This window comes from Ruegeria sp. G2 (assembly GCF_056533505.1).
Genome location: NZ_JBQFON010000003.1, coordinates 214,744 through 235,599, shown reverse-complemented (window position 1 = coordinate 235,599; position 20,856 = coordinate 214,744). Strand labels below are relative to the sequence as shown.

Below are 20,856 nucleotides of genomic sequence, written 5' to 3'. Positions count from 1 at the left end.
CCTCCTTAATGCGATGCGGCTGACTGGGTCGCGGTCTCAGCCGCGGCCAGAGCCGTGTCATAGTTCGAAATCAACGCAGCCGTCGAGTTGCCGATCACATCGGTCACCAGCGAAGGATAAACACCCAGCAGAATGGTCATCATGATCAGAGGCGCAAAGATCAGCCGCTCGCGCGAGCTCATATCGGTAATGGCTTTCAGGCTTTCCTTGATCAGGTCGCCAAATACCACACGGCGGTACAGCCAAAGCGCATAGCCGGCCGAGAAGATCACACCGGTCGCGGCCACAGCCGTTACCCATGTGTTGACCTGGAAGGCACCCATCAGGGTTAGGAATTCTCCGATGAACCCGGACGTACCCGGCAAGCCAACATTTGCCATGGTGAACAACATGAAGACCAGCGCATAGGCGGGCATCCGGATTACCAAACCGCCATACGCCTCGATATCGCGGGTGTGCATCCGGTCATAGATCACACCGACGCAAAGGAAGAGCGCGGCCGAGATGAACCCGTGGCTGAGCATCTGGAAGATCGCGCCGTCAATGCCCTGCTGGTTCGCTGCAAAGATACCCATGGTCACAAAGCCCATATGTGCGACCGAGGAATAGGCGATCAGCTTCTTCATATCCTCCTGCACCAACGCCACAAGCGAGGTGTAGACAACCGCAATCGCCGACATCCACAGCACGACGTCCGTCATCACCGCCGAACCCACCGGGAACATCGGCAGACTGAATCGCAGGAAGCCATAGCCGCCCATCTTCAACAGTATCGCAGCCAGAACAACCGATCCCGCCGTTGGCGCCTGAACGTGCGCATCCGGCAGCCAGGTGTGGACAGGCCACATCGGCATCTTCACCGCAAACGACGCGAAGAAGGCCAGGAACATAAGCGTCTGCATACCGCCGACGATATACACGCCCAGCACGCTGAACCCTTCCGACGAGAACTGATGGCTCATCAGCGCCTCGATATCCGTGGTGCCCGCATCCGCATACATGGCAACCATCGCCACCAGCATCAGCACCGAGCCAAGGAAGGTGTAGAGGAAGAACTTGAAGCTGGCATAAATTCGGTCTTTGCCACCCCAGATACCAATGATCAGGAACATCGGAATCAGGCCCGCCTCGAAGAACAGGTAGAACAGCACCAGATCCAGCGCCATGAACACGCCCAGCATCAGCGTTTCCAGCAGCAAGAAGGCGATCATGTATTCTTTGACACGATCCGTGACGTTCCAACTGGCCAAAATGGTCAGCGGCATGATGAAGGTGGTCAGCAGCACGAACAGAACGCTGATGCCGTCGACACCCATCTTGTATTTCAGACCCAGCAGCCACTCGCCCTCTTCCACCATCTGAAAGCCGGTGTTGGACGGATCAAAGCCGGTATAGATGCCGATCGAGACCAGGAAGGTCACGGTTGTTGCAACCAACGCGACCCATTTCGCGTTGCGTTGCGCGGCTACGTCCTCACCATGCAGGAACAGGGCCAGAATGCCTGCAGCGATGGCGGGGATGAAGGTGACAATAGATAGGATATTGTCCATTAGTGAGCGCCTCCGCCGATAGACATCCAGGTGACAAGGGCGGCGATGCCCAAGACCATCCAGAAGGCGTAAGTAAAGATGTAACCGGTTTGAGCTTTCCCGGCGAGGCGCGTGAAGAAGGGCACAACGCCCATCGCAACCCCATTCAGGAAGCCGTCAATCGTGTTGCCGTCGCCGCGCTTCCACAGGAACCGGCCAAGCGCCACAGTGGGTTTGACGAAAATCGCGTCGTAGATCTCGTCAAAGTACCACTTGTTCAGCAGGAACAGGTAGAGCGGACGCTGGTTCGCGGCCAAACGTGCAGGCAGCGAGGTGTTCACGATGTAGAACCAGTAAGCCACGATGAACCCAAGCAACATCGCTACAAAGGGTGAGACCTTAACCCATTTCGGGGCTGCGTGCGCATCGTCCAGCACATGGTTGTCGGGTGCCATATAAAGCGCACCTTCACCCGGTTCTCCGGCAAAGACATAGTGGTGATCGCCGCCATGCGAGTCCTTCTCACCATGTCCGTCATCCGCATGGGCGGTATCGGCATGGCTATCGTCTGCGTGGCTGTCGTTCGCGTGGCTATCTTCGCCATGCGAATCCGCTTTGCTGTGATCGCCCGCCTCTGCATGCTCTGATGCCTCGGCCACTGGAACCCCGTAGAACTTGCCCACCTTATCCGCATGGCCAAAGAAATTGCCGTACCAGATCATCCCGGCAAACACTGCACCCAGCGACAGCACGCCCAGCGGTACCAACATGGTCATTGGGCTTTCATGCGCATGTTCATGGGTATGCTTGTCGCCACGCTCCTCACCATAGAAGGTCAGGAAGATCAGGCGCCAGCTGTAGAACGATGTGAACATCGCAGCGATGACCAGCATCCAGAAGGCATATCCAGTGCCACCGGCATACGCGCTTTCGATAATTGCGTCTTTCGACAGGAAACCGGCGAAGCCGAAAGTGGTCAGCGGAATACCCACGCCAGTAATCGCCAGAGTGCCGATCATCATCGCCCAGAACGTATAAGGTATCTTCTTCCGCAGGCCACCATATTCGGTCATTTCCTGCTCGTGATGCATTGCATGGATGACCGAGCCTGCACCAAGGAATAGCAGCGCCTTGAAGAATGCGTGTGTCAGCAGGTGGAACATCGCCGCTGAATACATGCCGACGCCAGCGGCCACGAACATGTATCCCAGCTGAGAACAGGTCGAATAGGCGATGACGCGTTTGATGTCGGTCTGAACCAGACCCACAGTCGCGGCGAAGAACGCGGTCGATGCGCCAAGGAAAGTGATGAACCCGGTCGCTCCCGGAGCGAACTCCATCAGCGGCGACATGCGGCAGACCAGGAACACACCCGCGGTCACCATCGTCGCCGCGTGGATCAGTGCCGATACAGGCGTTGGGCCTTCCATCGCGTCGGGCAACCAGGTGTGAAGGATCAACTGCGCTGATTTACCCATCGCGCCGATGAACAGCAGGACGCAGATCACTTCAATCGCGGTCCACTCCCCCCACAGGAAGTGCAGCTTTTCTTCTGCCAGCGCGGGCGCTGACGCGAAGATGTCGGAAAAGTTGATGCTGTCCGTCAGGAAGAACAGCGCGAAAATCCCCAGTGCAAAGCCAAAGTCGCCCACGCGGTTGACGATGAACGCTTTCATCGCCGCGGCATTGGCCGACGGCTTACGATAGTAGAAGCCGATCAACAGGTATGAGGCGACGCCCACGCCTTCCCAGCCAAAGAACATCTGAACCAGATTATCTGCGGTCACCAACATCAGCATGGCGAAGGTGAAGAAGGACAGATAGGCAAAGAAACGCGGCTTATAGCTCTCGCCCTCGCGCCATTGCGGATCGTGGTCCATGTAGCCGAAGGAATAGAGGTGCACGAGCGCCGAGACGGTCGTCACCACGATCAGCATGATCGCCGTCAGACGGTCCAGACGAATAGCCCAGCTTGTCGACAAAGATCCGCTCTCGATCCAGCGCATGATCTCGATCTGTTGCGTAACCCCGTCGAACGCGAAGAACACGATCCACGACAGCAGACAGGCCAGAAACAGCAGGCCTGTTGCGGTCCACATGGCGGCTTTCTCGCCGATAAAGCGCCAGCCAAACCCGCAGAGCAGCGCGCCCACCAGCGGGGCAAAGAGGATGGTGGTTTCCATGTTCTCTTACCCCTTCATCATATTGACGTCTTCAACCGCGATGGTGCCGCGGTTGCGGAAGAAGCAGACCAGAATGGCCAGCCCGATCGCCGCCTCGGCCGCCGCCACTGTCAGAACGAACAGCGTAAACACCTGCCCGACCAGATCGCCGAGGAAACTGGAAAATGCCACAAGGTTGATATTCACCGCCAGCAGCATCAGTTCGATGCTCATCAGTAGGATGATGACGTTCTTGCGGTTCAGGAAGAGACCGAAGATGCCGATGACGAACAGTGTCGCCGCGACCGTAAGATAGTGTTCAAGTCCGATCATCGTCTTAAAGTCCCTGCCCCGGTTTCACGTCCTTCAACTCCATCGCCTTTGCCGGGTCGCGCATCATCTGGCCGATGATGTCCTGACGCTTGATGTCCTGACGGTGGCGCAGTGTCAGCACAATCGCGCCGATCATGGCCACCAGCAGGATCAGGCCCGCCAGCTGGAAAAGAAGGAAATATTGATCATAAAGGATGACACCCAACGCCTCGGTATTATGACGGTCGACCGGAACCGGTTGCGCCAGATTGGCCGCCGCGCCCTCGGCGCTATCCCAGGCACCGATTGCCATAACGAACTGCATCAAGATGACCAACCCGATCAGCAAGGCCAGCGGCATATAGCGCGCCATCTCGGCCTTCAGTTCGGCAAAGTCCACATCCAGCATCATCACCACGAAGAGGAACAGAACCGCGACCGCACCGACATAGACAATGATTAGCAGCATCGCCACGAACTCGGCCCCCAGCAGCACGAATAGCCCAGCTGAGGACAGGAAGGACAGGATCAGCCACAGCACCGAGTGCACCGGTTGGCGACTGATCACCGTGAACAGCCCGCCGGTGATGGTGCTGATGGCAAACAGGTAGAAGGCAAAGACGGTCATTGATCCTCATCCTCGTTGTCGCCCATGACCTCTTGCGCCAGATCCAGCGCGCGGGTCATGGCCGGGATGCCGGCAAAGACCGACATCTGACCGATCGTTTCCACGATCTCTTGTTTCTTTGCGCCCGCTTCCAGCGCATGCCGGACGGTCTGACGCACTGCCGAGTCCGCCTGAGCGCCTTGACAGGTCAGCCCGGCCAGCGTCAGTAGCAGGCGGGTCTTGGCATCCAGCCCGTCCTTGTTGACGGTGTTGCCGAACATCATCTCCATGACTTCTTTCGGCATGGTCGGCCACAGCGCCTCGAACCCTTTGGGCGAGAAATTCTCCATCGCCGGGTTCATCGCCTTGGCCATGTCCTGAGCTTGCTTCATCATCAGCTCGAACGGATTTGTAGGATTATCAGTCATTGGGGGCGCAACCAGTAAGCCGTCGATGCGACAAAAATGAGAATATACAGCAAGACGTCTAATCCCCGTTTCTTGTACTTCGACAAAACTAGATCAGCCCCAAAGAACAACGCGCACAATCCGAGCCCAAAAAGAATTGCTTCAACGGCTCCGTCGAAACCCAAATGCCACCGGATTAAGGCAAGTATCGAAAAACCCGTAAGTAAGACGAGATAAAACCTCCACTGCGATAAGAACACCTTCATCATCGGTACGGCGCGTCCATTTCCAGATTGCGAGCGATCTCAGCTTCCCAGCGTTCGCCATTGTCGAGCAGTTTTTCCTTGTCGTAGAACAGCTCTTCCCGCGTTTCGGTGGCAAATTCGAAGTTCGGACCTTCGACGATGGCATCGACTGGACACGCCTCTTGGCAGAAACCGCAATAGATGCATTTGGTCATGTCGATGTCATAGCGCGTGGTGCGGCGGCTGCCGTCTTCGCGCGGTTCGGCGTCGATGGTGATGGCTTGAGCCGGGCAGATCGCCTCGCAGAGTTTGCAGGCGATGCAGCGTTCCTCGCCATTCGGATAGCGACGCAGGGCGTGTTCACCCCGGAAACGCGGCGACAGAGGTCCTTTTTCGTGCGGATAGTTCACGGTGGCTTTGGGGGCGAAGAAATACTTTAGCCCCAGTTTCATACCGACCCAGAAGTCCTGCAAAAGGAAGTATTTGGCAGCGCGGGTGTAGTCGATTTGTGTCATATCAGCCTCCTACGCTCCAACGGGCGAACGCACCCCAGAACCAGTCGAATTTCGCTGCGAAGGCCACAAAGACAACCCAGACGAGGCTGAACGGCAGGAACACTTTCCAACCCAGACGCATCAGTTGGTCATAGCGGTAGCGGGGCGTGATCGCCTTGACCATCGCGAAGATGAAGAAGAAGAACGCCATCTTAGCGACCATCCACAACACGCCATCGGGCAAGCCCGGGATCGGCGACAGCCAGCCGCCGAAGAACAGCAGCGTGGTCAGGGCGCACATCAGGAAGATAGCGATGTACTCACCGGCCATGAACAGCAAGAAAGGTGTGGCTGAGTATTCGACCTGGTAACCGGCAACCAACTCCGATTCCGCTTCGGGAAGGTCGAAGGGTGGCCGGTTGGTCTCGGCCAGCGCCGAGATGAAGAACAGGAATACCATCGGGAAATGCGGCAACCAGTACCAGCTGAAGAAGCCAAACGAGCCATCCTGCGCGCGAACGATATCACCGAAGTTCATCGAACCGGTCGAAATGATGATGCCAATGATGATCAGGCCGATGGACACTTCGTATGAAATCATCTGCGCGGCTGAGCGCAGCGATCCCAGGAATGGGTACTTTGAGTTCGACGCCCAACCGCCCATGATCACGCCATAAACTTCCAACGAAGACACGGCAAAGACATAGAGGATGGCGACGTTGATATCCGACAGAACCCAGCCATCGTTGAACGGGATCACTGCCCAAGCGATCATCGCCAGAACAAAACTGGTCAATGGTGCGAGGATAAACACCGTGCGGTCAGCGCCCGCGGGAATGACGACCTCTTTCACCACATATTTTAGTGCGTCCGCCACCGATTGCAGCAGGCCGTAGACGCCGACCACATTGGGGCCGCGGCGCATCTGGACCGCTGCCCAAATCTTGCGGTCGCCGTAAACGAGGAACAACAGCGAGATCATCACGAACGCAACAACAGCAAGCACTTGCGCCAGAATGATGATGGCTATTCCGCCTGGGGTGTTAAAGAATTCAGCCATTGGTCCTCACACCGTGGGTATTCCGTTTTCCGCGTGCGATGCAAAGGCCAGTTGCCTGCGCAATCTGCGGCTGGGTCGGCGCGTTGGTGTAAACAGCATCTGCCGTCTTTACGCCACCCTTAATCTTCAATTTCACACGCAATTCCGGCGCGGCTGACTGCCACCCGGGCACCGCGTTTGTCTGCGATATGAAACGTGTCTGGTTCATTCCGCCGCAATCTTCTCAGTCTTGCGGGCCTGCGCTTGTGCCGATAGCTCGGCCATCAGTTGCGAGGCGCGTGCTATCGGGTTAGTTAGATAGAAATCTTTGACGGCATTGCGGAATGTCGCCTTGCCCAACGGGCCTGCGTCCAGAGCCCGAACGTCATTCTCGATCACTTCATCGATACGCGCCAGATGCGGAACCGCTTCGATCAGAGCAGTGCGCAGTTGCGCCAGAGAGTCGTAGGGCAGTGTTGCACCAAGCTCGGCAGAAAGGGCACGCAGGATGGCCCAGTTCTCCTTGGCCTCACCCGGGGCGAACCCTGCACGCATCGCGAGTTGAGGTCGACCTTCCGTGTTGACGAACAGGCCGTTTTCTTCTGTGTAAGCCGCACCCGGCAGTATCACATCGGCGCGGTGCGCTCCACGATCGCCGTGACTGCCCTGAAAGATTACAAATGCGCCCTCGCCAATCTCGACCTCATCGGCACCGAGATTATAGATCACATCGGCCGCGCTTACCGCATCCATGCCGCCTTCGCTGGTCGCATCCACATCCATGGCACCCACGCGCGATGCTGCGGTGTGCAGAACGATAAGCCCACTTTCGGTATTGCTTGCAATGGTTTGTGCAGCGGCCAGAACGGCAGAGCCATCAGCCTCTTGCAGCGCGCCTTGCCCGACGATGACCAGAGAGCGCTTGCCCTTGATCTCATCATCGCCACCCATATCAACGACGGTTTGCAGCGCAGCACGGTCGTCGCCTACATGGTGATACTCGTAGGTCAGATCGATGGCGGGCCCGACCAAAGCTACCTTGGCACCGTGTGCCCATGCCTTGCGGATGCGGGCGTTCAGAACCGGCGCTTCATCACGTGGATTGGTGCCAACCAGAAGGATACGCTCGGCGCTGTCGATATCTTCAATCGCGGCTGTACCGGCATATGCCCCACGGTTACCCGCCGGCAGCTTGGCACCATCGGTGCGGCATTCAACTACGCCACCCTGCCCTTCGATCATCTGTTTCAGCGCAAAGATAGCTTCGACCGGAGCCAGATCACCAACGATCCCGGCAGGCTTCTCAGCCCCTTTCAATGCGTCAGCTGCTTTGTTCAACGCTTCGGGCCAGGTGGCCGGGCGCAACTTGCCGTTCTCTCGCACGTAAGGACGGTCCAACCGCTGACGCCGGAGACCATCCCAGACAAAACGGGTTTTGTCGCTGATCCACTCTTCGTTCACACCATCATGATTGCGCGGCAAGAAGCGCATCACTTCGCGACCTTTGGTATCCACGCGGATGTTCGAGCCCATGGCATCCATGACATCGATGCTTTCGGTCTTGGTCAGTTCCCAAGGGCGGGCGGTGAATGCATACGGCTTCGAAGTCAGCGCCCCGACAGGGCACAGATCGATGATGTTGCCCTGCAGGTTCGAATCCAGCGTCTGGTTCAGGTACGAGGTGATCTCGGCATCCTCGCCCCGCCCGGTCTGCCCCATCTGGGTGATCCCAGCGACCTCTGTGGTGAAGCGCACGCAACGGGTACAACTGATGCAGCGAGTCATCGCGGTGCCAACCAGCGGACCAAGGTCCAGATCATCCACGGCACGCTTGGCTTCTTTGAAGCGCGTGCCTGACAGGCCATAGGCCATGGCCTGATCCTGCAGGTCACACTCACCGCCTTGATCGCAGATCGGGCAATCCAGCGGGTGGTTGATCAGCAGAAACTCCATCACCCCTTCGCGGGCCTTCTTGACCATGGGCGAGTTCGTCTTGACCACCGGTGCCTGCCCTTCCGGACCCGGACGCAGATCGCGCACCTGCATAGCGCAGGAGGCCGCCGGTTTCGGCGGGCCGCCCACGACCTCGACCAGACACATCCGGCAGTTCCCGGCAATCGACAGACGCTCGTGATAGCAAAAGCGCGGCACCTCGACCCCGGCCTGCTCACAGGCTTGGATCAGTGTCATCGCGCCATCGACTTCGATTTCCTGTCCGTCGATATTGACTTTGCGGAGGTCAGACATGGTCTAGTTCGCCCTCAAATACACGCCGATGGCGCTGTTTCTTTCAATTTCCTTCTTGCCCAACGCGCAGAAGGTTTTGGGATTTTCGTAAGAAACGCCGTTCTGCGCCAGATAGCTCTCGCCCTTGGCGCGCATACGATCTTTTTCAGAATCCGAATCCACATAAGCCCGGATTTCCTTGTCCGAATATCCAAGTTTGTTCGCTTTCGAGCGCAAATCCCACATGACACCAATCGCCTTGAGCCGACGCCCGCTTATTGACGGGCAATACTCCGAAATCTCGTTTGCGATCGCGATGTAATAGAGTTCGTTGTCGATCTCTTTGACTTCGCGCAAGGGTGGCTTCGCCTCAGCCAGAACCGGGATAGATATTACGCAAATCGCGGCGACCAGTCGTATCAAAGACATAACATTTCCTTTCGTCTTGGGAATCCCAAGACGATGGTCGGCACGCTTGCTATGCAATAACAAGCCACCGGTCCTGCCGTGATATGCGATACGGTTGCTCATGGTCGTTGGCAGCGTCCGGCAAAGGTCAGTTTATCGTTTTCAATACGCAGGTTTTGCGGTTCCGTATCCGGTCCAACTTTCCAGGCAATCCTGGAAGAGCCAAAATTCTGAACGCAGAACTTGGTGGCTTCGTAGCGGCCAGCTTCACGCGCACCGTCGAACGATTGCGAAACGCCGTTTACTGTCACGGTAAACTCGGAAGGTGTGGTTCTCTTGTCCACGTGTTTCGCGCTGGCCCTGAAATAAATGCCGTCAAACGCAACCCGCGTCGCCTGTGATGGCGCCTCTCCGCAGGCGGAGACCAGTGCCCCCACCAAAACCGACATCACCAAAATTCCTCGTTTCGCCATCATGACCACTCCTGCATCGTGGCTGGCGCATGCGGTATCTGCCGGTGCGTCTGGGATATCGTGTCCATCACCATCCCCTTACTCTGCCGCGACCTGAACGCAACGGTGGTCGCGCCACTTGCTGGCCTGTTTCAATTCTGCCCATCCAAAGGCACTTTCGCTCGCACCTTTTGTGCGCAACGTCTCTAGTCGTTCCAGCGCGTCTTCCAAACTAGGCTGGTGACCTTTGGCCACCCACCACATGACAAAATGTTGCTCGCCGAGTATTTCGAACCATTCTTGCCGACGTTCGTAGAACTGCTTGTGGATGGTACCCCAAACAAATTTCTCAAGGCTGGCGACATCTTCCCAGACCGTCAGATTTGCGACGAACTGCGGATCGCTTCCGATGCTGTTTTCGGTATTTCCGGTTCCTGGTTCACCTGAACCTTCCATCATCCAGACAAAGCCCGGCATCCGCTTGCCGAGTCCGTTAACGCGGTCAAGGTTGGCCATGAATTCGGCCACGCGTGGATCGTCGGTAGGCGCCAACAAACGACCAACATTCAATTCGGCCAAGTGATATCCGTCGGGCTGGATCAAAATGCAGCCACCAATGCCATAAGGCCGAGAACGGCCATGCAGGCCCACCCAACTACATAAGACACAGAGCGAACCCCGCTATGCGGTTTGCCGATCCCGCGCAGATGGATCACCAGCATGACCACCCGCGCTAACAGCGCGACCGAGGCCAGCAGGTTCACCCAGAACGGGCTGACACCCAGCAGAATTGCCGCAACTGTAACGGTCAAAAACGCAGGCAGCGTTTCAGTACCGTTCAGATACGCGCGGTTCAAACGATAAGCCTTGTCAGAATAGTCCTGATCCGGGGTCGCCCCTGGTGCCAGCCCCTTGCCGGCTTTTGCGAGCGCTGAAAACGGCGACATGAACAATACGATCAGGGTGAAAATCACCAATGACGCAATTGCGTGGGAATATTCGGCGTAGGCTTCCATCAGGTTTACTCCGCTGCCATCGCACCCATACGGCCCGATTTCTGAGCCTTGATGCGGTCTTCGATCTCTTCCCGGAAATTACGGATAAGGCCTTGGATTGGCCAAGCGGCGGCATCGCCAAGCGCGCAGATTGTGTGGCCCTCGACCTGTTTGGTGACGTCGAAGAGCATATCGATCTCCTCCAGCTCGGCTTCGCCACGTACAAGACGATCCATCACACGCATCATCCAGCCAGTGCCTTCACGGCAAGGCGTGCACTGACCACAGCTTTCGTGCTTGTAGAACTTCGACAACCGCCAGATCGCTTTGATGATATCCGTGGACTTGTCCATCACAATCACAGCGGCTGTACCTAGACCCGAACCCAACTCTCCGCGCAGATAATCGAAATCCATGATCGCATCGCGCATGTTTTCGCCGCGCACGCACGGCACCGACGAGCCACCGGGGATCACCGCCAGCAGATTGTCCCAGCCGCCGCGAATACCGCCGCAATGGGTTTCAATCAGTTCTTCGAAGGAAATCGACATCGCTTCTTCGACGACACAGGGGTGGTTCACATGGCCCGAGATCGCAAACAGCTTTGTGCCCGCGTTGTTCTGACGGCCAAAGCCTGCGAACCAGTCGGCGCCCCGGCGCAGGATGGTCGGCACAACGGCAATCGATTCCACATTGTTCACCGTGGTCGGGCAGCCATAAAGGCCCGCGCCTGCCGGGAACGGAGGCTTCATCCGCGGCATGCCCTTCTTGCCCTCAAGGCTTTCAATCAGAGCTGTTTCCTCGCCGCAGATATACGCACCCGCCCCGTGATGTAGGAACAAGTCGAAATCCCAGCCGGAACCAGCGGCATTCTTCCCAAGCAGACCCGCGTCATAGGCTTCGTCAATCGCGGCCTGCAGAGCCTCACGCTCGCGGATGTATTCGCCGCGCAGGTAGATGTAGCAAGTATGCGCGTTCATTGCGAAAGACGCGATCAGGCACCCCTCGATCAGCGTGTGCGGATCATGACGCATAATCTCGCGGTCTTTGCAGGTGCCCGGCTCGGATTCATCTGCGTTCACAACCAGATAGGCCGGACGTCCGTCGCTTTCTTTGGGCATGAACGACCATTTCAAGCCGGTAGGGAAGCCCGCCCCGCCGCGACCGCGCAGCCCCGAATCCTTCATTGTCTGGATGATCCAGTCACGGCCATTTTTGATCAGGCCAGCTGTGCCGTCCCAATGCCCGCGGGCTTGCGCGCCTTTCAGCGTGCGCTCATGCATCCCGTAGATGTTGGTAAAGATCCGGTCCTGATCCTTCAGCATCATGTCTTACCTTCAGCTATCCTGACGCATGCGCCAGAGTTGAAATATGTTCACACCTGCATAGATGAATCCCGCAAGAGCAGCGAAATCAAACAGCAGCGCATAGCGCCCCGGCAAACCCATTGCGGGGCCTATGAACAAGGTCATGCCAAGCCAAAGCACCATCGTCACGGCGATGACGATGCCTATGTGACGACCCTTGCGGGCTATGGCGTGTTCCCTGTCTTTATCCATCTCGTCCTGGTGCCCCGCACGGGCGCCTGCTTAGTCCTCGTAAGTGCCATCTTCCTTGGCACGTTTAGCGAATTCGGTTTCTTCACCAGCTGCCAGTTTTGCAGCCTGTTCGATCCATCCGTCCCGTTCGATCCGGCCTTTGAATTTCAGGCGCGTGTCGACCCAGGCCACATGCTCTGATGTCCATGCAGCAATCTGGTCGAAGTGGAAAAAGCCCAGCTCGTTCAGAGTCTCTTCCAGCTTTGGACCTACGCCCTTTAGCATTTTCAGATCATCAGGCTTGCCATCCCGTGCAACAGACAGCGTTTCGGGCTGTTCCTCTTTCGCCGCTTTCGCCTCAGCTGCCTGTTTCACTGCAGGTTTCGCAGGGGCTGGCGCTTTTGGCGGTTTCGGAGAAGCTTTAGTTGCAGCAGCTTTGCCATCCTTACCCAGCCACGGGGTCAGGATTGGAACCTCGGTTCCGTCAATACGCTTGACGGTATCGCCCAGTTCGCTCGCAAGCTGAACACTGGCGTTGTATTGCGTCCGGCCACTGTCATACTCAGTCAGGCTGGTCAGCCCTTTCAGAGGTTCCGCCGCATACCGACCATTCTGCGGACCCGGAGTTGGCACTTTGCCCGCCACCAGATCATCAAGAATCTTGCCAAAGCTCTCGGTCGTCAGGTCTTCGTAGTAATCCTTGCCGATCTGAGCCATCGGCGCGTTGGTGCAGGAACCGAGGCATTCCACCTCTTCCCAACTCAGCTTACCATCAGCGGACAGTTCATGCGGCTTGGTCGCGATCTTTTCCTTGCAGACCGCAATCAGATCCTCGGCCCCGCATATCATGCAGGAGGTCGTGCCGCACACCTGAATATGCGCCACCGATCCAACCGGCTGCAGCTGGAACATGAAGTAGAAAGACGCAACCTCAAGCACGCGGATATAGGCCATACCCAGCATGTCGGCGACGGATTCAATCGCCGGACGGCTCAGCCACCCCTCTTGTTCTTGCGCGCGCCACAGCAGCGGGATCACCGCACTGGCCTGACGGCCTTCGGGGTATTTAGTCATCTGCGCTTCGGCCCATTGCTGATTGGCAGCGGTGAAGGCAAAGCTTTCGGGTTGTTCGGGGTGAAGACGGCGGAGCATTAGCGGTCAATCTCTCCAAATACGACGTCCATGGTGCCGATGATGGCGGCGACGTCGGCCAGTTGGTGGCCCTTGGCGACGTGGTCCATGGCTTGCAGGTGCAGGAACCCCGGGGCGCGCAGTTTGGCGCGGTAAGGTTTATTGGTGCCGTCGGCGACCAAATAGACGCCGAACTCGCCCTTGGGGGCCTCGACGGCGGCGTAGACTTCGCCTGCGGGGACATGGAAACCCTCGGTGTATAGCTTGAAGTGATGGATCAGGCTTTCCATCGAAGTCTTCATGTCCGAGCGTTTCGGCGGAGTAATTTTGCCACGCGCCAGCACGTCACCAGGGCAATCACGGATTTTGGCGATCGCCTGACGGATGATCAGTAGCGACTGGCGCATCTCCTCCATGCGCACCAGATAGCGGTCATAGCAGTCGCCGTTTTTGCCGACGGGGATCTGGAATTCGAATTCGTCATAGCATTCATAGGGCTGCGCGCGACGCAGGTCCCAAGCCAGACCTGATCCGCGCACCATAACGCCCGAGAAGCCGTATTTCTGAATGTCATCCTCGGTCACGACACCGATGTCGGCATTACGCTGTTTGAAGATGCGGTTTTCGGTCAGCAGGCCGTCGATGTCGTCCAGAACGGCGGGGAACTCGTGGCTCCAAGCCTCGATATCGTCCAGCAGTTCGGGCGGCAGGTCTTGGTGCACGCCACCCGGACGGAAATACGCGGCGTGCAATCGGGCCCCGCAGGCACGCTCATAGAACACCATCAGCTTTTCGCGCTCTTCAAATCCCCACAGAGGCGGGGTCAGCGCGCCAACATCCATCGCCTGCGTGGTTACGTTCAGCAGGTGGTTCAGGATGCGCCCGATCTCGGAATACAGAACCCGGATCAGAGAACCTCGGCGCGGCACTTCCACACCGGTCAGCTTTTCGATGGCCAGACACCAAGCATGTTCCTGGTTCATCGGCGCCACGTAATCCAGCCGGTCGAAATACGGCAGATTCTGCAGATACGTCCGGCTTTCCATCAGCTTTTCGGTGCCACGGTGCAGCAGGCCGATATGCGGGTCGCAACGCTCGACGATCTCGCCGTCCAGCTCAAGCACAAGACGCAATACCCCGTGCGCCGCGGGGTGTTGCGGGCCGAAGTTAATGTTGAAGTTGCGGATCTTCTGTTCTCCGCTCAGCGCGTCCGTGCTGCCGTCATCGTATCTTGAGCCGTCCATCAACGCCCTCGTTTCTTCTTCGCTTCGGCCCGAACCCGGACCTTTTCCGCATCAGCCGCTTTGGCAGCAGCCCCGGCCAGCAGAACCCCCAGCGCCCCCAACGCGATCAGTTCCCCCAGACCCATCAGCGGCGCTCCAGCTCTTGCAGTTTAAGCCCGACCCACCACAGCAACGCGATCGTGCCGAAGGGAACCAGACAGAGCAGACACCAGTATTTGTTGATCCCGAAAAACGGCAATATCTTCACCATCGGAATGATGGTCAGTGCAGACAGGATCAGCCACCAGATGCCACCCATTATTCAGTCTCCTGTTTTTCATCCCCCGGAAGAATGTAGTTCGCACCTTCCCACGGGGACATGAAATCAAACTGACGGTATTCCTGCACCAGCGACACAGGTTCATAGACCACGCGCTTTTGCGCTTCGTCGTAGCGAACCTCGGTATAGCCGGTGGTCGGGAAATCCTTGCGCAACGGATAGCCGCGGAAGCCATAGTCCGTGAGAATGCGCCGCAGGTCCGGGTGGCCCGAGAACAGGATGCCGAACATGTCGAACACCTCACGCTCGAACCAGTTGGCCGAGGGGTGAACGTCGACGATCGAGGGCACCATGTCATCCTCGCGGATCGAGACCCGCAGGCGAATGCGCTGGTTCTGGTACATCGACAGGAAGTGATAGACCACGTCGAACCGCTTGGCGCGTTCGGGGTAATCGACGCCGGTGATATCCACGAGGGTCGAGAACTGGCAGCTACGGTCGGCTTTCAGGAATTCGATGAATTCCACAAGGTTCGACGGAGCCACATCAACGTTCAGCTCATCATGGGTCACATCCCAGGCCAGAACGCAATCGGCCCGTTTCAGTTCCAACTGCGCGCCGAGTTCTTTGAGTGCTTCGCTCATCTGCCCTCTCCCTCAGCGTACGATGGTGCCGGTGCGGCGGATTTTGCGTTGCAGCTGCATCAGACCGTAGAGCAGTGCTTCAGCCGTCGGGGGGCAACCGGGCACGTAGATGTCCACGGGCACAACCCTGTCACAGCCGCGCACAACAGAATAGGAATAGTGGTAATACCCACCGCCATTCGCGCAGGAGCCCATTGAGATCACATAGCGTGGCTCGGGCATTTGGTCATAAACCTTGCGCAGTGCTGGGGCCATCTTATTGGTCAGCGTTCCAGCCACGATCATCACATCAGACTGACGGGGGGACGCGCGGGGCGCGATACCAAACCGTTCAGCATCGTAGCGGGGCATCGACGTGTGCATCATCTCAACCGCGCAGCAGGCCAGACCAAAGGTCATCCAGTGCAAGCTACCGGTACGGGCCCAGTTGATGATGTCTTCGGTCGAAGTCAGCAGGAAACCTTTGTCCTGCAGCTCGGCATTCAGGGCCTGGGTGGCGACTTCTTTGTCGACGCCCGCGGTGTTTGCGCCCGTCATCACTCCCATTCCAGGGCCCCTTTCTTCCATTCATAGGCAAAGCCGATGGTCAGCACCGCCAGGAACACCATCATGGACCAAAACCCAACATCGCTAATGTCTTTGAAGCCAACGGCCCAGGGAAACAGGAAGGCGATTTCCAGATCGAAGATGATGAAGAGAATCGCGACCAGATAGAATCGGACGTCGAATTTCATCCGCGCATCGTCGAATGCGTTAAAGCCACATTCATATGCACTGACTTTTTCAGGGTCTGGATTGCGGACGGCAAGCACTACAGCAGCGAGAATCAAGACGATTCCAAGGCCTACAGCGACGGCCAGAAACACCAGGATCGGGAGGTACTCCCGCAACAGGTCTTCCACGTATAGCTCCTTTCCTGCGCATGTCCCGAAGGGGCGCGCCGTCAATTGGCGTGTTGACTGGACATTCTCTATCTCTGTGGGGTCAGAGGGTCAACCGAACAGAAACGCGCAGATGGGCATTATTACAATCGCCCAGCAGGCTATGGCTTAGAATACCTTGCAACGGCCCGACGCGGCTAAACCTACCTATTCCATGCAGGTTTTCGTTTGTCAAAGAAGGCCCTGATTCCCTCTTGCGCCTCGTCGGTTTCCCATCGCGTTACCAGCTGTCGAATGGTGTGGTCGATCACAGCATCGTCAATGCGTGGTCCCAGCGATTGGATCAATTGCTTTGCCGAAGAAACAGCGCCTGGCGCGCAGGACAGATAGGGACGCACTTCGGCCTCGACCGCCTCTGCCAAGGCATCAGCGGGCACCGCGCGCGTCAACAAGCCCAGCTCGACAGCCTCCGCTGCATCAAAGAGACGTGCGGACATGAAGACCCGCCGCGACCTTGCCTCACCCATACGAGCAATAACATAGGGGCCAATCGTGGCCGGGATCAGGCCAAGTCGCGTTTCGGTCAGGCCCATCTTCAGGCTATCCACCCCGATCGCCACATCACAGACCGAGGCCATTCCCACTCCACCACCAAACGCATTGCCCTGCAATGCGCCAATCAGAGGCTTGGGCAGCGTATTCAGGGCATTCAGCATCTCGGCCAGCTTGCGCGCCTCGGTGAAGCGCGTATCGGGATCGGCGGCCATTTGCGCCTGCATCCAACCCAGATCACCCCCGGCGCAAAAGCTTTTGCCTGACGCGGCCAGAACCACCACCCGGACAGCTTCATCACTGGCCAGTTGCCCGGCGGCTTGTGTCAGTTCAGCAATCATCTGCGCCGACAGCGCATTGTGCTTCTCTGGTCGATCCAGCGTTAACGTGGCTACGCCGCGACCATCTGTCTTTAAAGTTATCGTTTCGTACATTTCTATTCCGCTCGCATAGCCCGCGCCATGTCTGCAGCTTCTTCCAGCACAGACGTGTCCAACCCGGTTTCATATCCCAACCGTTCCAGATGCGCGGCCACCGCTTCGGTTGCCACATTACCCGCTGCACCTGGCGCATAGGGGCAACCCCCAAGCCCGCCGACGGCGGCATCAAACACCCGTACACCCAGCGCCAAAGAAGCATCGATATTGTCGATCGCCCGCCCGTTGGTGTCATGGAAATGCCCAGCAAGCCGAGTGACCGGGACCCGTTCGCGCACGGCCAACAGCATATGCGCGATCTTGTCCGGGGTCCCTTGCCCAATCGTATCGCCCAGCGAAATCTCGTAGCAGCCATGCGCGAACAATGCGTCCGCCACCTCGGCCACCTTTTCGGGCGGGGTCGGGCCGTCATAGGGGCAATCAGTCACGCAGGACACATAACCACGCACGGGCAAATCGATATGCCGCGCGGCCTCAAGGATCGGCACGAACCGTTCGATGGATTCGGCGATGGTCGCGTTAATATTTGCCTTCGAAAATCCTTCGGAGGCCGAGGCAAACACTGCAATCTCGTCCGCCTTGGCCGCCAACGCGTCCTCATACCCACGCATGTTCGGCGTCAGAGCCGCATAACGAACGCCTTCTGCCCGCTTGATCCCGGCCAGAACCTCACCGCTGCCTGCCATTTGCGGCACCCATTTGGGTGAGACAAAGCTTGCAACCTCAATCCGGTTGAACCCGCAACGGCTGAGGCAATCGACCAAGGCGATTTTTTTTGCCACCGGGATCTCGCGCTGCTCGTTCTGCAGGCCGTCGCGTGGCCCGACCTCGAAAATCTCGACCCGTTCTTTCATCAGCGCATCCCTTCCCGGTTTCTTATCGTTTCAATTACGGATGGCCCGACTGTGCCACGCAATCCTCGGGCCGAACAGATCAATCCTCGGCCAACCGAACCAGCGCTGCCCCAGCCTCGACCTGTGCGCCCGCTTCGGCCAGCACTTCTGCGACCACGCCATCGCGGGCGGCCAGCAGAGAATGCTCCATCTTCATCGCTTCCAGAATGGCCAGCCGGTCGCCTTCCTTCACCTCCAGCCCCACTGAGGCAAAGACGGCCTTGACCAGACCTGGCATCGGCGCCTCGATCACATTGGTGTCGCCCCCCGCGCTTGCGTCGCGGTCCAGAGGATCAACAACCTCAAACACCTGCCCATAGTCGTCGAATACAGTGACCTGGGACCCGGCCATGACAACATTGGGCATAGGTGTCCCATCGATGGTCCAGCCAGCGCCATGGCGCTGCGCGATTAGCTGCGCGTCTTCGATCTCCCAAATCTGCCGATCCGGGCCCTCGACCTGTACATCCAGATCAACCACTTCTCCATCCCGCAGCAATTGCACAGCGCGATGTAACGGCGCCCATAGCGTAAAGCCCGTTTCTGAGGCCGTCTCGGCAAGACCCAACGCCGTCATCGCTGCAGCCACGGCTGATGCGTTGCCTGCACCAGCTTCCTGCACCAGATCGTCAAGATCCCGTCCGATCAGCCCGGTATCCACGTCGCCCGACGCAAACCCGCTGTGCCGCGTCAGAGCACCAAGGAAGGCGAGGTTTGTGACAGTCCCGGCGACCTCGGTCTGGCGCAGGACGCGGTGCAGGCTTTCCAAAGCAACCGCACGCGTAGGGCCATGCACCACGACCTTGGCGATCATGGGATCGTACCAAGGGCTGATCGTATCTCCGGCCCGGACGCCACTATCGGCACGACACTCTTGCGGAAACTGCAGATGGGTCAGCGTACCCGTCGCAGGCAAAAAACCCTTGGGCACATCTTCGGCGTAAAGCCGCGCCTCAAAGGAATGCCCGCTGATCGACAAATCACCCTGCTGTTTCGGTAGGCTTTCGCCCGCAGCTACCCGCAGTTGCCATTCGACCAGATCGACACCTGTTATTGCCTCGGTCACCGGATGTTCGACCTGCAGGCGCGTGTTCATCTCCATGAACCAGAACCGATCCGGCCGCAGCCCGTCCGAGGCATCAACGATGAATTCAACCGTCCCTGCGCCATTGTATCCAATCGCCTCAGCCGCACGCACGCCCGCCTGACCCATTGCATCGCGCATTTCAACGGTCATGCCGGGGGCCGGAGCCTCTTCGATCACCTTCTGGTGCCGCCGCTGTAACGAGCAATCGCGTTCGAACAGATGCACCGCATGGGTGCCATCGCCGAACACCTGCACCTCGATATGACGCGGCTTGGCAACAAATTTCTCGACCAGCACAGCATCATTGCCAAAGGCCGTCTTCGCTTCACCGCGCGCACTATCCAAAGCGGCCGAGAATTCCTCGGGCTTCTCAACCAGCCGCATCCCCTTGCCGCCGCCGCCTGCAACGGCCTTGATCAGAACGGGATAACCAATGGTATCCGCCGCGCCTGCCAAGTGTTCGGGGTCTTGATTGTCGCCATGATAACCGGGCACAACCGGAACGCCTGCATTCTCCATCAACACCTTGGCCGCGTCCTTAAGGCCCATCTTTCGGATCGCGTCCGCCGATGGGCCGATGAAGGTCAGGCCTGCTGCCTCAACCGCGTCCACGAAGTCTGGATTCTCGGACAGAAAGCCATAGCCAGGATGGATCGCTTGCGCGCCGGTGTCGATCGCTGCCTGAATGATCACATCACCTTTCAGATAGCTCTCAGCTGGGGCTGCACCGCCGATATGAACAGCCTCATCGGCCATCTGCACATGCTTGGCTAAGGCATCGGCATCCGAATAAACAGCCACGCAGGATACACCCATCTTCTGAGCCGTTTCCATCACACGGCAAGCAATCTCGCCACGGTTGGCAATCAGGATTTTGTTAAACATAGCTTACCCCTCAGCCGCCAGATCTTCGACAAGGCGGAACCGTTCGCACAGCAATTCCATCTCGGGATCAAATCCGCCATTTCGTTCGAAATACCGGCGATGATCCTCGCGCCAGCCCTCAAGCGTTTCATTCTCGCCCTCGGCCAACGCGAAGTCTTCGGTCACATCGCAATATCGGCAGATCGAGACCTTGACCGTTTCGATCACCAAGGCCGGGCGATCATCCCATTCCAGCGCAATATCCTGCCGCCCAACGACCGGGGTGTCAGCACTGCCATTGGGATAATCACGCAACGCACCACAGGTTGCCGTTTTTCGACCTGATCGCACCAACGCCAGCAGCTCAGCACTCAGCGATGCGTTATCACCAAACTTGAAAGTCTGGGCACCCGGATAGCGGGCCATGACGTCATTCAATGAAACGCTCAT

26 protein-coding genes are annotated in these 20,856 nt (G+C 57.9%); all 26 read right to left on the bottom strand.

From position 1 onward, the window contains the following. Positions 1-5: 5 nt before the first annotated feature. The 26 genes from ACR0DU_RS08175 to ACR0DU_RS08050 all read right to left on the bottom strand — a co-directional run bounded on the left by ACR0DU_RS08175 (position 6) and on the right by ACR0DU_RS08050 (position 20,856). A complete protein-coding gene (locus ACR0DU_RS08175) occupies positions 6-1,550 on the bottom strand; it encodes an NADH-quinone oxidoreductase subunit M (RefSeq protein WP_480873548.1) in 1,545 nt (514 codons plus the stop codon). Beyond that, positions 1,550-3,712 (bottom strand): NADH-quinone oxidoreductase subunit L, encoded by a 2,163-nt coding sequence (nuoL, locus tag ACR0DU_RS08170; RefSeq protein WP_480873546.1) that lies wholly within the window; start codon positions 3,710-3,712, stop codon positions 1,550-1,552. The genes ACR0DU_RS08175 and nuoL overlap by 1 nt, the downstream gene beginning before the upstream one ends. Before the next feature lie 6 nt (positions 3,713-3,718). Then, positions 3,719-4,024: an NADH-quinone oxidoreductase subunit NuoK gene (gene nuoK / locus ACR0DU_RS08165; RefSeq protein WP_005984024.1), complete on the bottom strand. Its 306-nt coding sequence runs from the start codon at positions 4,022-4,024 to the stop codon at positions 3,719-3,721. Positions 4,025-4,028: 4 nt separating this feature from the next. Beyond that, positions 4,029-4,631 (bottom strand): NADH-quinone oxidoreductase subunit J, encoded by a 603-nt coding sequence (locus tag ACR0DU_RS08160; RefSeq protein WP_480873544.1) that lies wholly within the window; start codon positions 4,629-4,631, stop codon positions 4,029-4,031. Continuing rightward, positions 4,628-5,038: a carboxymuconolactone decarboxylase family protein gene (locus ACR0DU_RS08155; RefSeq protein WP_170693944.1), complete on the bottom strand. Its 411-nt coding sequence runs from the start codon at positions 5,036-5,038 to the stop codon at positions 4,628-4,630. Before ACR0DU_RS08155 ends, ACR0DU_RS08160 begins: the two co-directional genes overlap by 4 nt. A 244-nt stretch (positions 5,039-5,282) precedes the next feature. Next, positions 5,283-5,777 carry an NADH-quinone oxidoreductase subunit NuoI gene (gene nuoI / locus ACR0DU_RS08150; RefSeq protein WP_039524264.1) on the bottom strand — a complete coding sequence of 165 codons (495 nt, stop codon included), beginning with the start codon at positions 5,775-5,777 and terminating at the stop codon, positions 5,283-5,285. 1 nt (position 5,778) lies between these two features. Continuing rightward, the gene (nuoH, locus tag ACR0DU_RS08145; RefSeq protein ID WP_170543429.1) at positions 5,779-6,816 is read right to left on the bottom strand and encodes an NADH-quinone oxidoreductase subunit NuoH; all 1,038 of its coding nucleotides are present in this window, start codon (positions 6,814-6,816) and stop codon (positions 5,779-5,781) included. Further along, complete coding sequence (locus ACR0DU_RS08140) at positions 6,809-7,024, bottom strand: hypothetical protein (RefSeq protein WP_480873542.1); 216 nt, start codon at positions 7,022-7,024, stop codon at positions 6,809-6,811. Before ACR0DU_RS08140 ends, nuoH begins: the two co-directional genes overlap by 8 nt. Beyond that, positions 7,021-9,042, bottom strand: a complete 2,022-nt coding sequence (nuoG, locus tag ACR0DU_RS08135) for an NADH-quinone oxidoreductase subunit NuoG (protein WP_480873540.1) — start codon at positions 9,040-9,042, stop codon at positions 7,021-7,023. The genes ACR0DU_RS08140 and nuoG overlap by 4 nt, the downstream gene beginning before the upstream one ends. 3 nt (positions 9,043-9,045) lie before the next feature. Then, complete coding sequence (locus ACR0DU_RS08130; RefSeq protein WP_170543425.1) at positions 9,046-9,450, bottom strand: DUF5333 domain-containing protein; 405 nt, start codon at positions 9,448-9,450, stop codon at positions 9,046-9,048. A gap of 98 nt (positions 9,451-9,548) precedes the next feature. Continuing rightward, entirely contained in the window at positions 9,549-9,905 is a 357-nt protein-coding gene (locus tag ACR0DU_RS08125; RefSeq protein WP_170780589.1) for a hypothetical protein, read from the bottom strand. A 75-nt stretch (positions 9,906-9,980) separates the two neighbouring features. Beyond that, complete coding sequence (locus tag ACR0DU_RS08120; protein ID WP_170780590.1) at positions 9,981-10,484, bottom strand: DUF3291 domain-containing protein; 504 nt, start codon at positions 10,482-10,484, stop codon at positions 9,981-9,983. Further along, positions 10,481-10,897 (bottom strand): MAPEG family protein, encoded by a 417-nt coding sequence (locus ACR0DU_RS08115; RefSeq protein ID WP_010442769.1) that lies wholly within the window; start codon positions 10,895-10,897, stop codon positions 10,481-10,483. The genes ACR0DU_RS08120 and ACR0DU_RS08115 overlap by 4 nt, the downstream gene beginning before the upstream one ends. 5 nt (positions 10,898-10,902) lie before the next feature. Beyond that, on the bottom strand, positions 10,903-12,201 hold the full coding sequence (nuoF, locus tag ACR0DU_RS08110) for an NADH-quinone oxidoreductase subunit NuoF (RefSeq protein ID WP_480873772.1): 1,299 nt from the start codon (positions 12,199-12,201) through the stop codon (positions 10,903-10,905). A 12-nt stretch (positions 12,202-12,213) separates the two neighbouring features. Further along, positions 12,214-12,435, bottom strand: coding sequence for a DUF5337 domain-containing protein (locus tag ACR0DU_RS08105; RefSeq protein WP_010442771.1), 222 nt, complete (start codon positions 12,433-12,435; stop codon positions 12,214-12,216). Between the two features lie 30 nt (positions 12,436-12,465). Then, positions 12,466-13,566, bottom strand: a complete 1,101-nt coding sequence (gene nuoE, locus ACR0DU_RS08100; RefSeq protein WP_480873536.1) for an NADH-quinone oxidoreductase subunit NuoE — start codon at positions 13,564-13,566, stop codon at positions 12,466-12,468. After that, a complete protein-coding gene (locus tag ACR0DU_RS08095; protein ID WP_170343780.1) occupies positions 13,566-14,789 on the bottom strand; it encodes an NADH-quinone oxidoreductase subunit D in 1,224 nt (407 codons plus the stop codon). Before ACR0DU_RS08095 ends, nuoE begins: the two co-directional genes overlap by 1 nt. Further along, positions 14,789-14,914 carry a hypothetical protein gene (locus ACR0DU_RS08090; RefSeq protein ID WP_255353504.1) on the bottom strand — a complete coding sequence of 42 codons (126 nt, stop codon included), beginning with the start codon at positions 14,912-14,914 and terminating at the stop codon, positions 14,789-14,791. Before ACR0DU_RS08090 ends, ACR0DU_RS08095 begins: the two co-directional genes overlap by 1 nt. Then, positions 14,914-15,087: a hypothetical protein gene (locus tag ACR0DU_RS08085; protein ID WP_010442775.1), complete on the bottom strand. Its 174-nt coding sequence runs from the start codon at positions 15,085-15,087 to the stop codon at positions 14,914-14,916. Before ACR0DU_RS08085 ends, ACR0DU_RS08090 begins: the two co-directional genes overlap by 1 nt. Beyond that, entirely contained in the window at positions 15,087-15,692 is a 606-nt protein-coding gene (locus tag ACR0DU_RS08080) for an NADH-quinone oxidoreductase subunit C (RefSeq protein WP_480873534.1), read from the bottom strand. Before ACR0DU_RS08080 ends, ACR0DU_RS08085 begins: the two co-directional genes overlap by 1 nt. A 12-nt stretch (positions 15,693-15,704) precedes the next feature. Then, complete coding sequence (locus tag ACR0DU_RS08075; RefSeq protein WP_010442777.1) at positions 15,705-16,238, bottom strand: NuoB/complex I 20 kDa subunit family protein; 534 nt, start codon at positions 16,236-16,238, stop codon at positions 15,705-15,707. Beyond that, positions 16,229-16,594: an NADH-quinone oxidoreductase subunit A gene (locus ACR0DU_RS08070; RefSeq protein ID WP_010442778.1), complete on the bottom strand. Its 366-nt coding sequence runs from the start codon at positions 16,592-16,594 to the stop codon at positions 16,229-16,231. The genes ACR0DU_RS08075 and ACR0DU_RS08070 overlap by 10 nt, the downstream gene beginning before the upstream one ends. Before the next feature lie 182 nt (positions 16,595-16,776). Then, positions 16,777-17,559: a crotonase/enoyl-CoA hydratase family protein gene (locus ACR0DU_RS08065; protein WP_480873532.1), complete on the bottom strand. Its 783-nt coding sequence runs from the start codon at positions 17,557-17,559 to the stop codon at positions 16,777-16,779. Positions 17,560-17,561: 2 nt separating this feature from the next. Next, a complete protein-coding gene (locus ACR0DU_RS08060; protein WP_480873531.1) occupies positions 17,562-18,416 on the bottom strand; it encodes a hydroxymethylglutaryl-CoA lyase in 855 nt (284 codons plus the stop codon). A 79-nt stretch (positions 18,417-18,495) separates the two neighbouring features. Then, on the bottom strand, positions 18,496-20,427 hold the full coding sequence (locus tag ACR0DU_RS08055) for an acetyl/propionyl/methylcrotonyl-CoA carboxylase subunit alpha (protein WP_480873529.1): 1,932 nt from the start codon (positions 20,425-20,427) through the stop codon (positions 18,496-18,498). Between the two features lie 3 nt (positions 20,428-20,430). After that, positions 20,431-20,856: an ASCH domain-containing protein gene (locus ACR0DU_RS08050; RefSeq protein ID WP_480873527.1), complete on the bottom strand. Its 426-nt coding sequence runs from the start codon at positions 20,854-20,856 to the stop codon at positions 20,431-20,433.

Coding starts and splice junctions, on each gene's coding strand:
- ACR0DU_RS08175 (WP_480873548.1), bottom strand. CDS start 1,550: ATGGACAATATCCTATCTATTGTCACCTTCATCCCCGCCATCGCTGCA.
- nuoL (WP_480873546.1), bottom strand. CDS start 3,712: ATGGAAACCACCATCCTCTTTGCCCCGCTGGTGGGCGCGCTGCTCTGC.
- nuoK (WP_005984024.1), bottom strand. CDS start 4,024: ATGATCGGACTTGAACACTATCTTACGGTCGCGGCGACACTGTTCGTC.
- ACR0DU_RS08160 (WP_480873544.1), bottom strand. CDS start 4,631: ATGACCGTCTTTGCCTTCTACCTGTTTGCCATCAGCACCATCACCGGC.
- ACR0DU_RS08155 (WP_170693944.1), bottom strand. CDS start 5,038: ATGACTGATAATCCTACAAATCCGTTCGAGCTGATGATGAAGCAAGCT.
- nuoI (WP_039524264.1), bottom strand. CDS start 5,777: ATGACACAAATCGACTACACCCGCGCTGCCAAATACTTCCTTTTGCAG.
- nuoH (WP_170543429.1), bottom strand. CDS start 6,816: ATGGCTGAATTCTTTAACACCCCAGGCGGAATAGCCATCATCATTCTG.
- ACR0DU_RS08140 (WP_480873542.1), bottom strand. CDS start 7,024: ATGAACCAGACACGTTTCATATCGCAGACAAACGCGGTGCCCGGGTGG.
- nuoG (WP_480873540.1), bottom strand. CDS start 9,042: ATGTCTGACCTCCGCAAAGTCAATATCGACGGACAGGAAATCGAAGTC.
- ACR0DU_RS08130 (WP_170543425.1), bottom strand. CDS start 9,450: ATGTCTTTGATACGACTGGTCGCCGCGATTTGCGTAATATCTATCCCG.
- ACR0DU_RS08125 (WP_170780589.1), bottom strand. CDS start 9,905: ATGATGGCGAAACGAGGAATTTTGGTGATGTCGGTTTTGGTGGGGGCA.
- ACR0DU_RS08115 (WP_010442769.1), bottom strand. CDS start 10,897: ATGGAAGCCTACGCCGAATATTCCCACGCAATTGCGTCATTGGTGATT.
- nuoF (WP_480873772.1), bottom strand. CDS start 12,201: ATGCTGAAGGATCAGGACCGGATCTTTACCAACATCTACGGGATGCAT.
- ACR0DU_RS08105 (WP_010442771.1), bottom strand. CDS start 12,435: ATGGATAAAGACAGGGAACACGCCATAGCCCGCAAGGGTCGTCACATA.
- nuoE (WP_480873536.1), bottom strand. CDS start 13,566: ATGCTCCGCCGTCTTCACCCCGAACAACCCGAAAGCTTTGCCTTCACC.
- ACR0DU_RS08095 (WP_170343780.1), bottom strand. CDS start 14,789: ATGGACGGCTCAAGATACGATGACGGCAGCACGGACGCGCTGAGCGGA.
- ACR0DU_RS08090 (WP_255353504.1), bottom strand. CDS start 14,914: ATGGGTCTGGGGGAACTGATCGCGTTGGGGGCGCTGGGGGTTCTGCTG.
- ACR0DU_RS08085 (WP_010442775.1), bottom strand. CDS start 15,087: ATGGGTGGCATCTGGTGGCTGATCCTGTCTGCACTGACCATCATTCCG.
- ACR0DU_RS08080 (WP_480873534.1), bottom strand. CDS start 15,692: ATGAGCGAAGCACTCAAAGAACTCGGCGCGCAGTTGGAACTGAAACGG.
- ACR0DU_RS08075 (WP_010442777.1), bottom strand. CDS start 16,238: ATGGGAGTGATGACGGGCGCAAACACCGCGGGCGTCGACAAAGAAGTC.
- ACR0DU_RS08065 (WP_480873532.1), bottom strand. CDS start 17,559: ATGTACGAAACGATAACTTTAAAGACAGATGGTCGCGGCGTAGCCACG.
- ACR0DU_RS08060 (WP_480873531.1), bottom strand. CDS start 18,416: ATGAAAGAACGGGTCGAGATTTTCGAGGTCGGGCCACGCGACGGCCTG.
- ACR0DU_RS08055 (WP_480873529.1), bottom strand. CDS start 20,427: ATGTTTAACAAAATCCTGATTGCCAACCGTGGCGAGATTGCTTGCCGT.
- ACR0DU_RS08050 (WP_480873527.1), bottom strand. CDS start 20,856: ATGAGCGTTTCATTGAATGACGTCATGGCCCGCTATCCGGGTGCCCAG.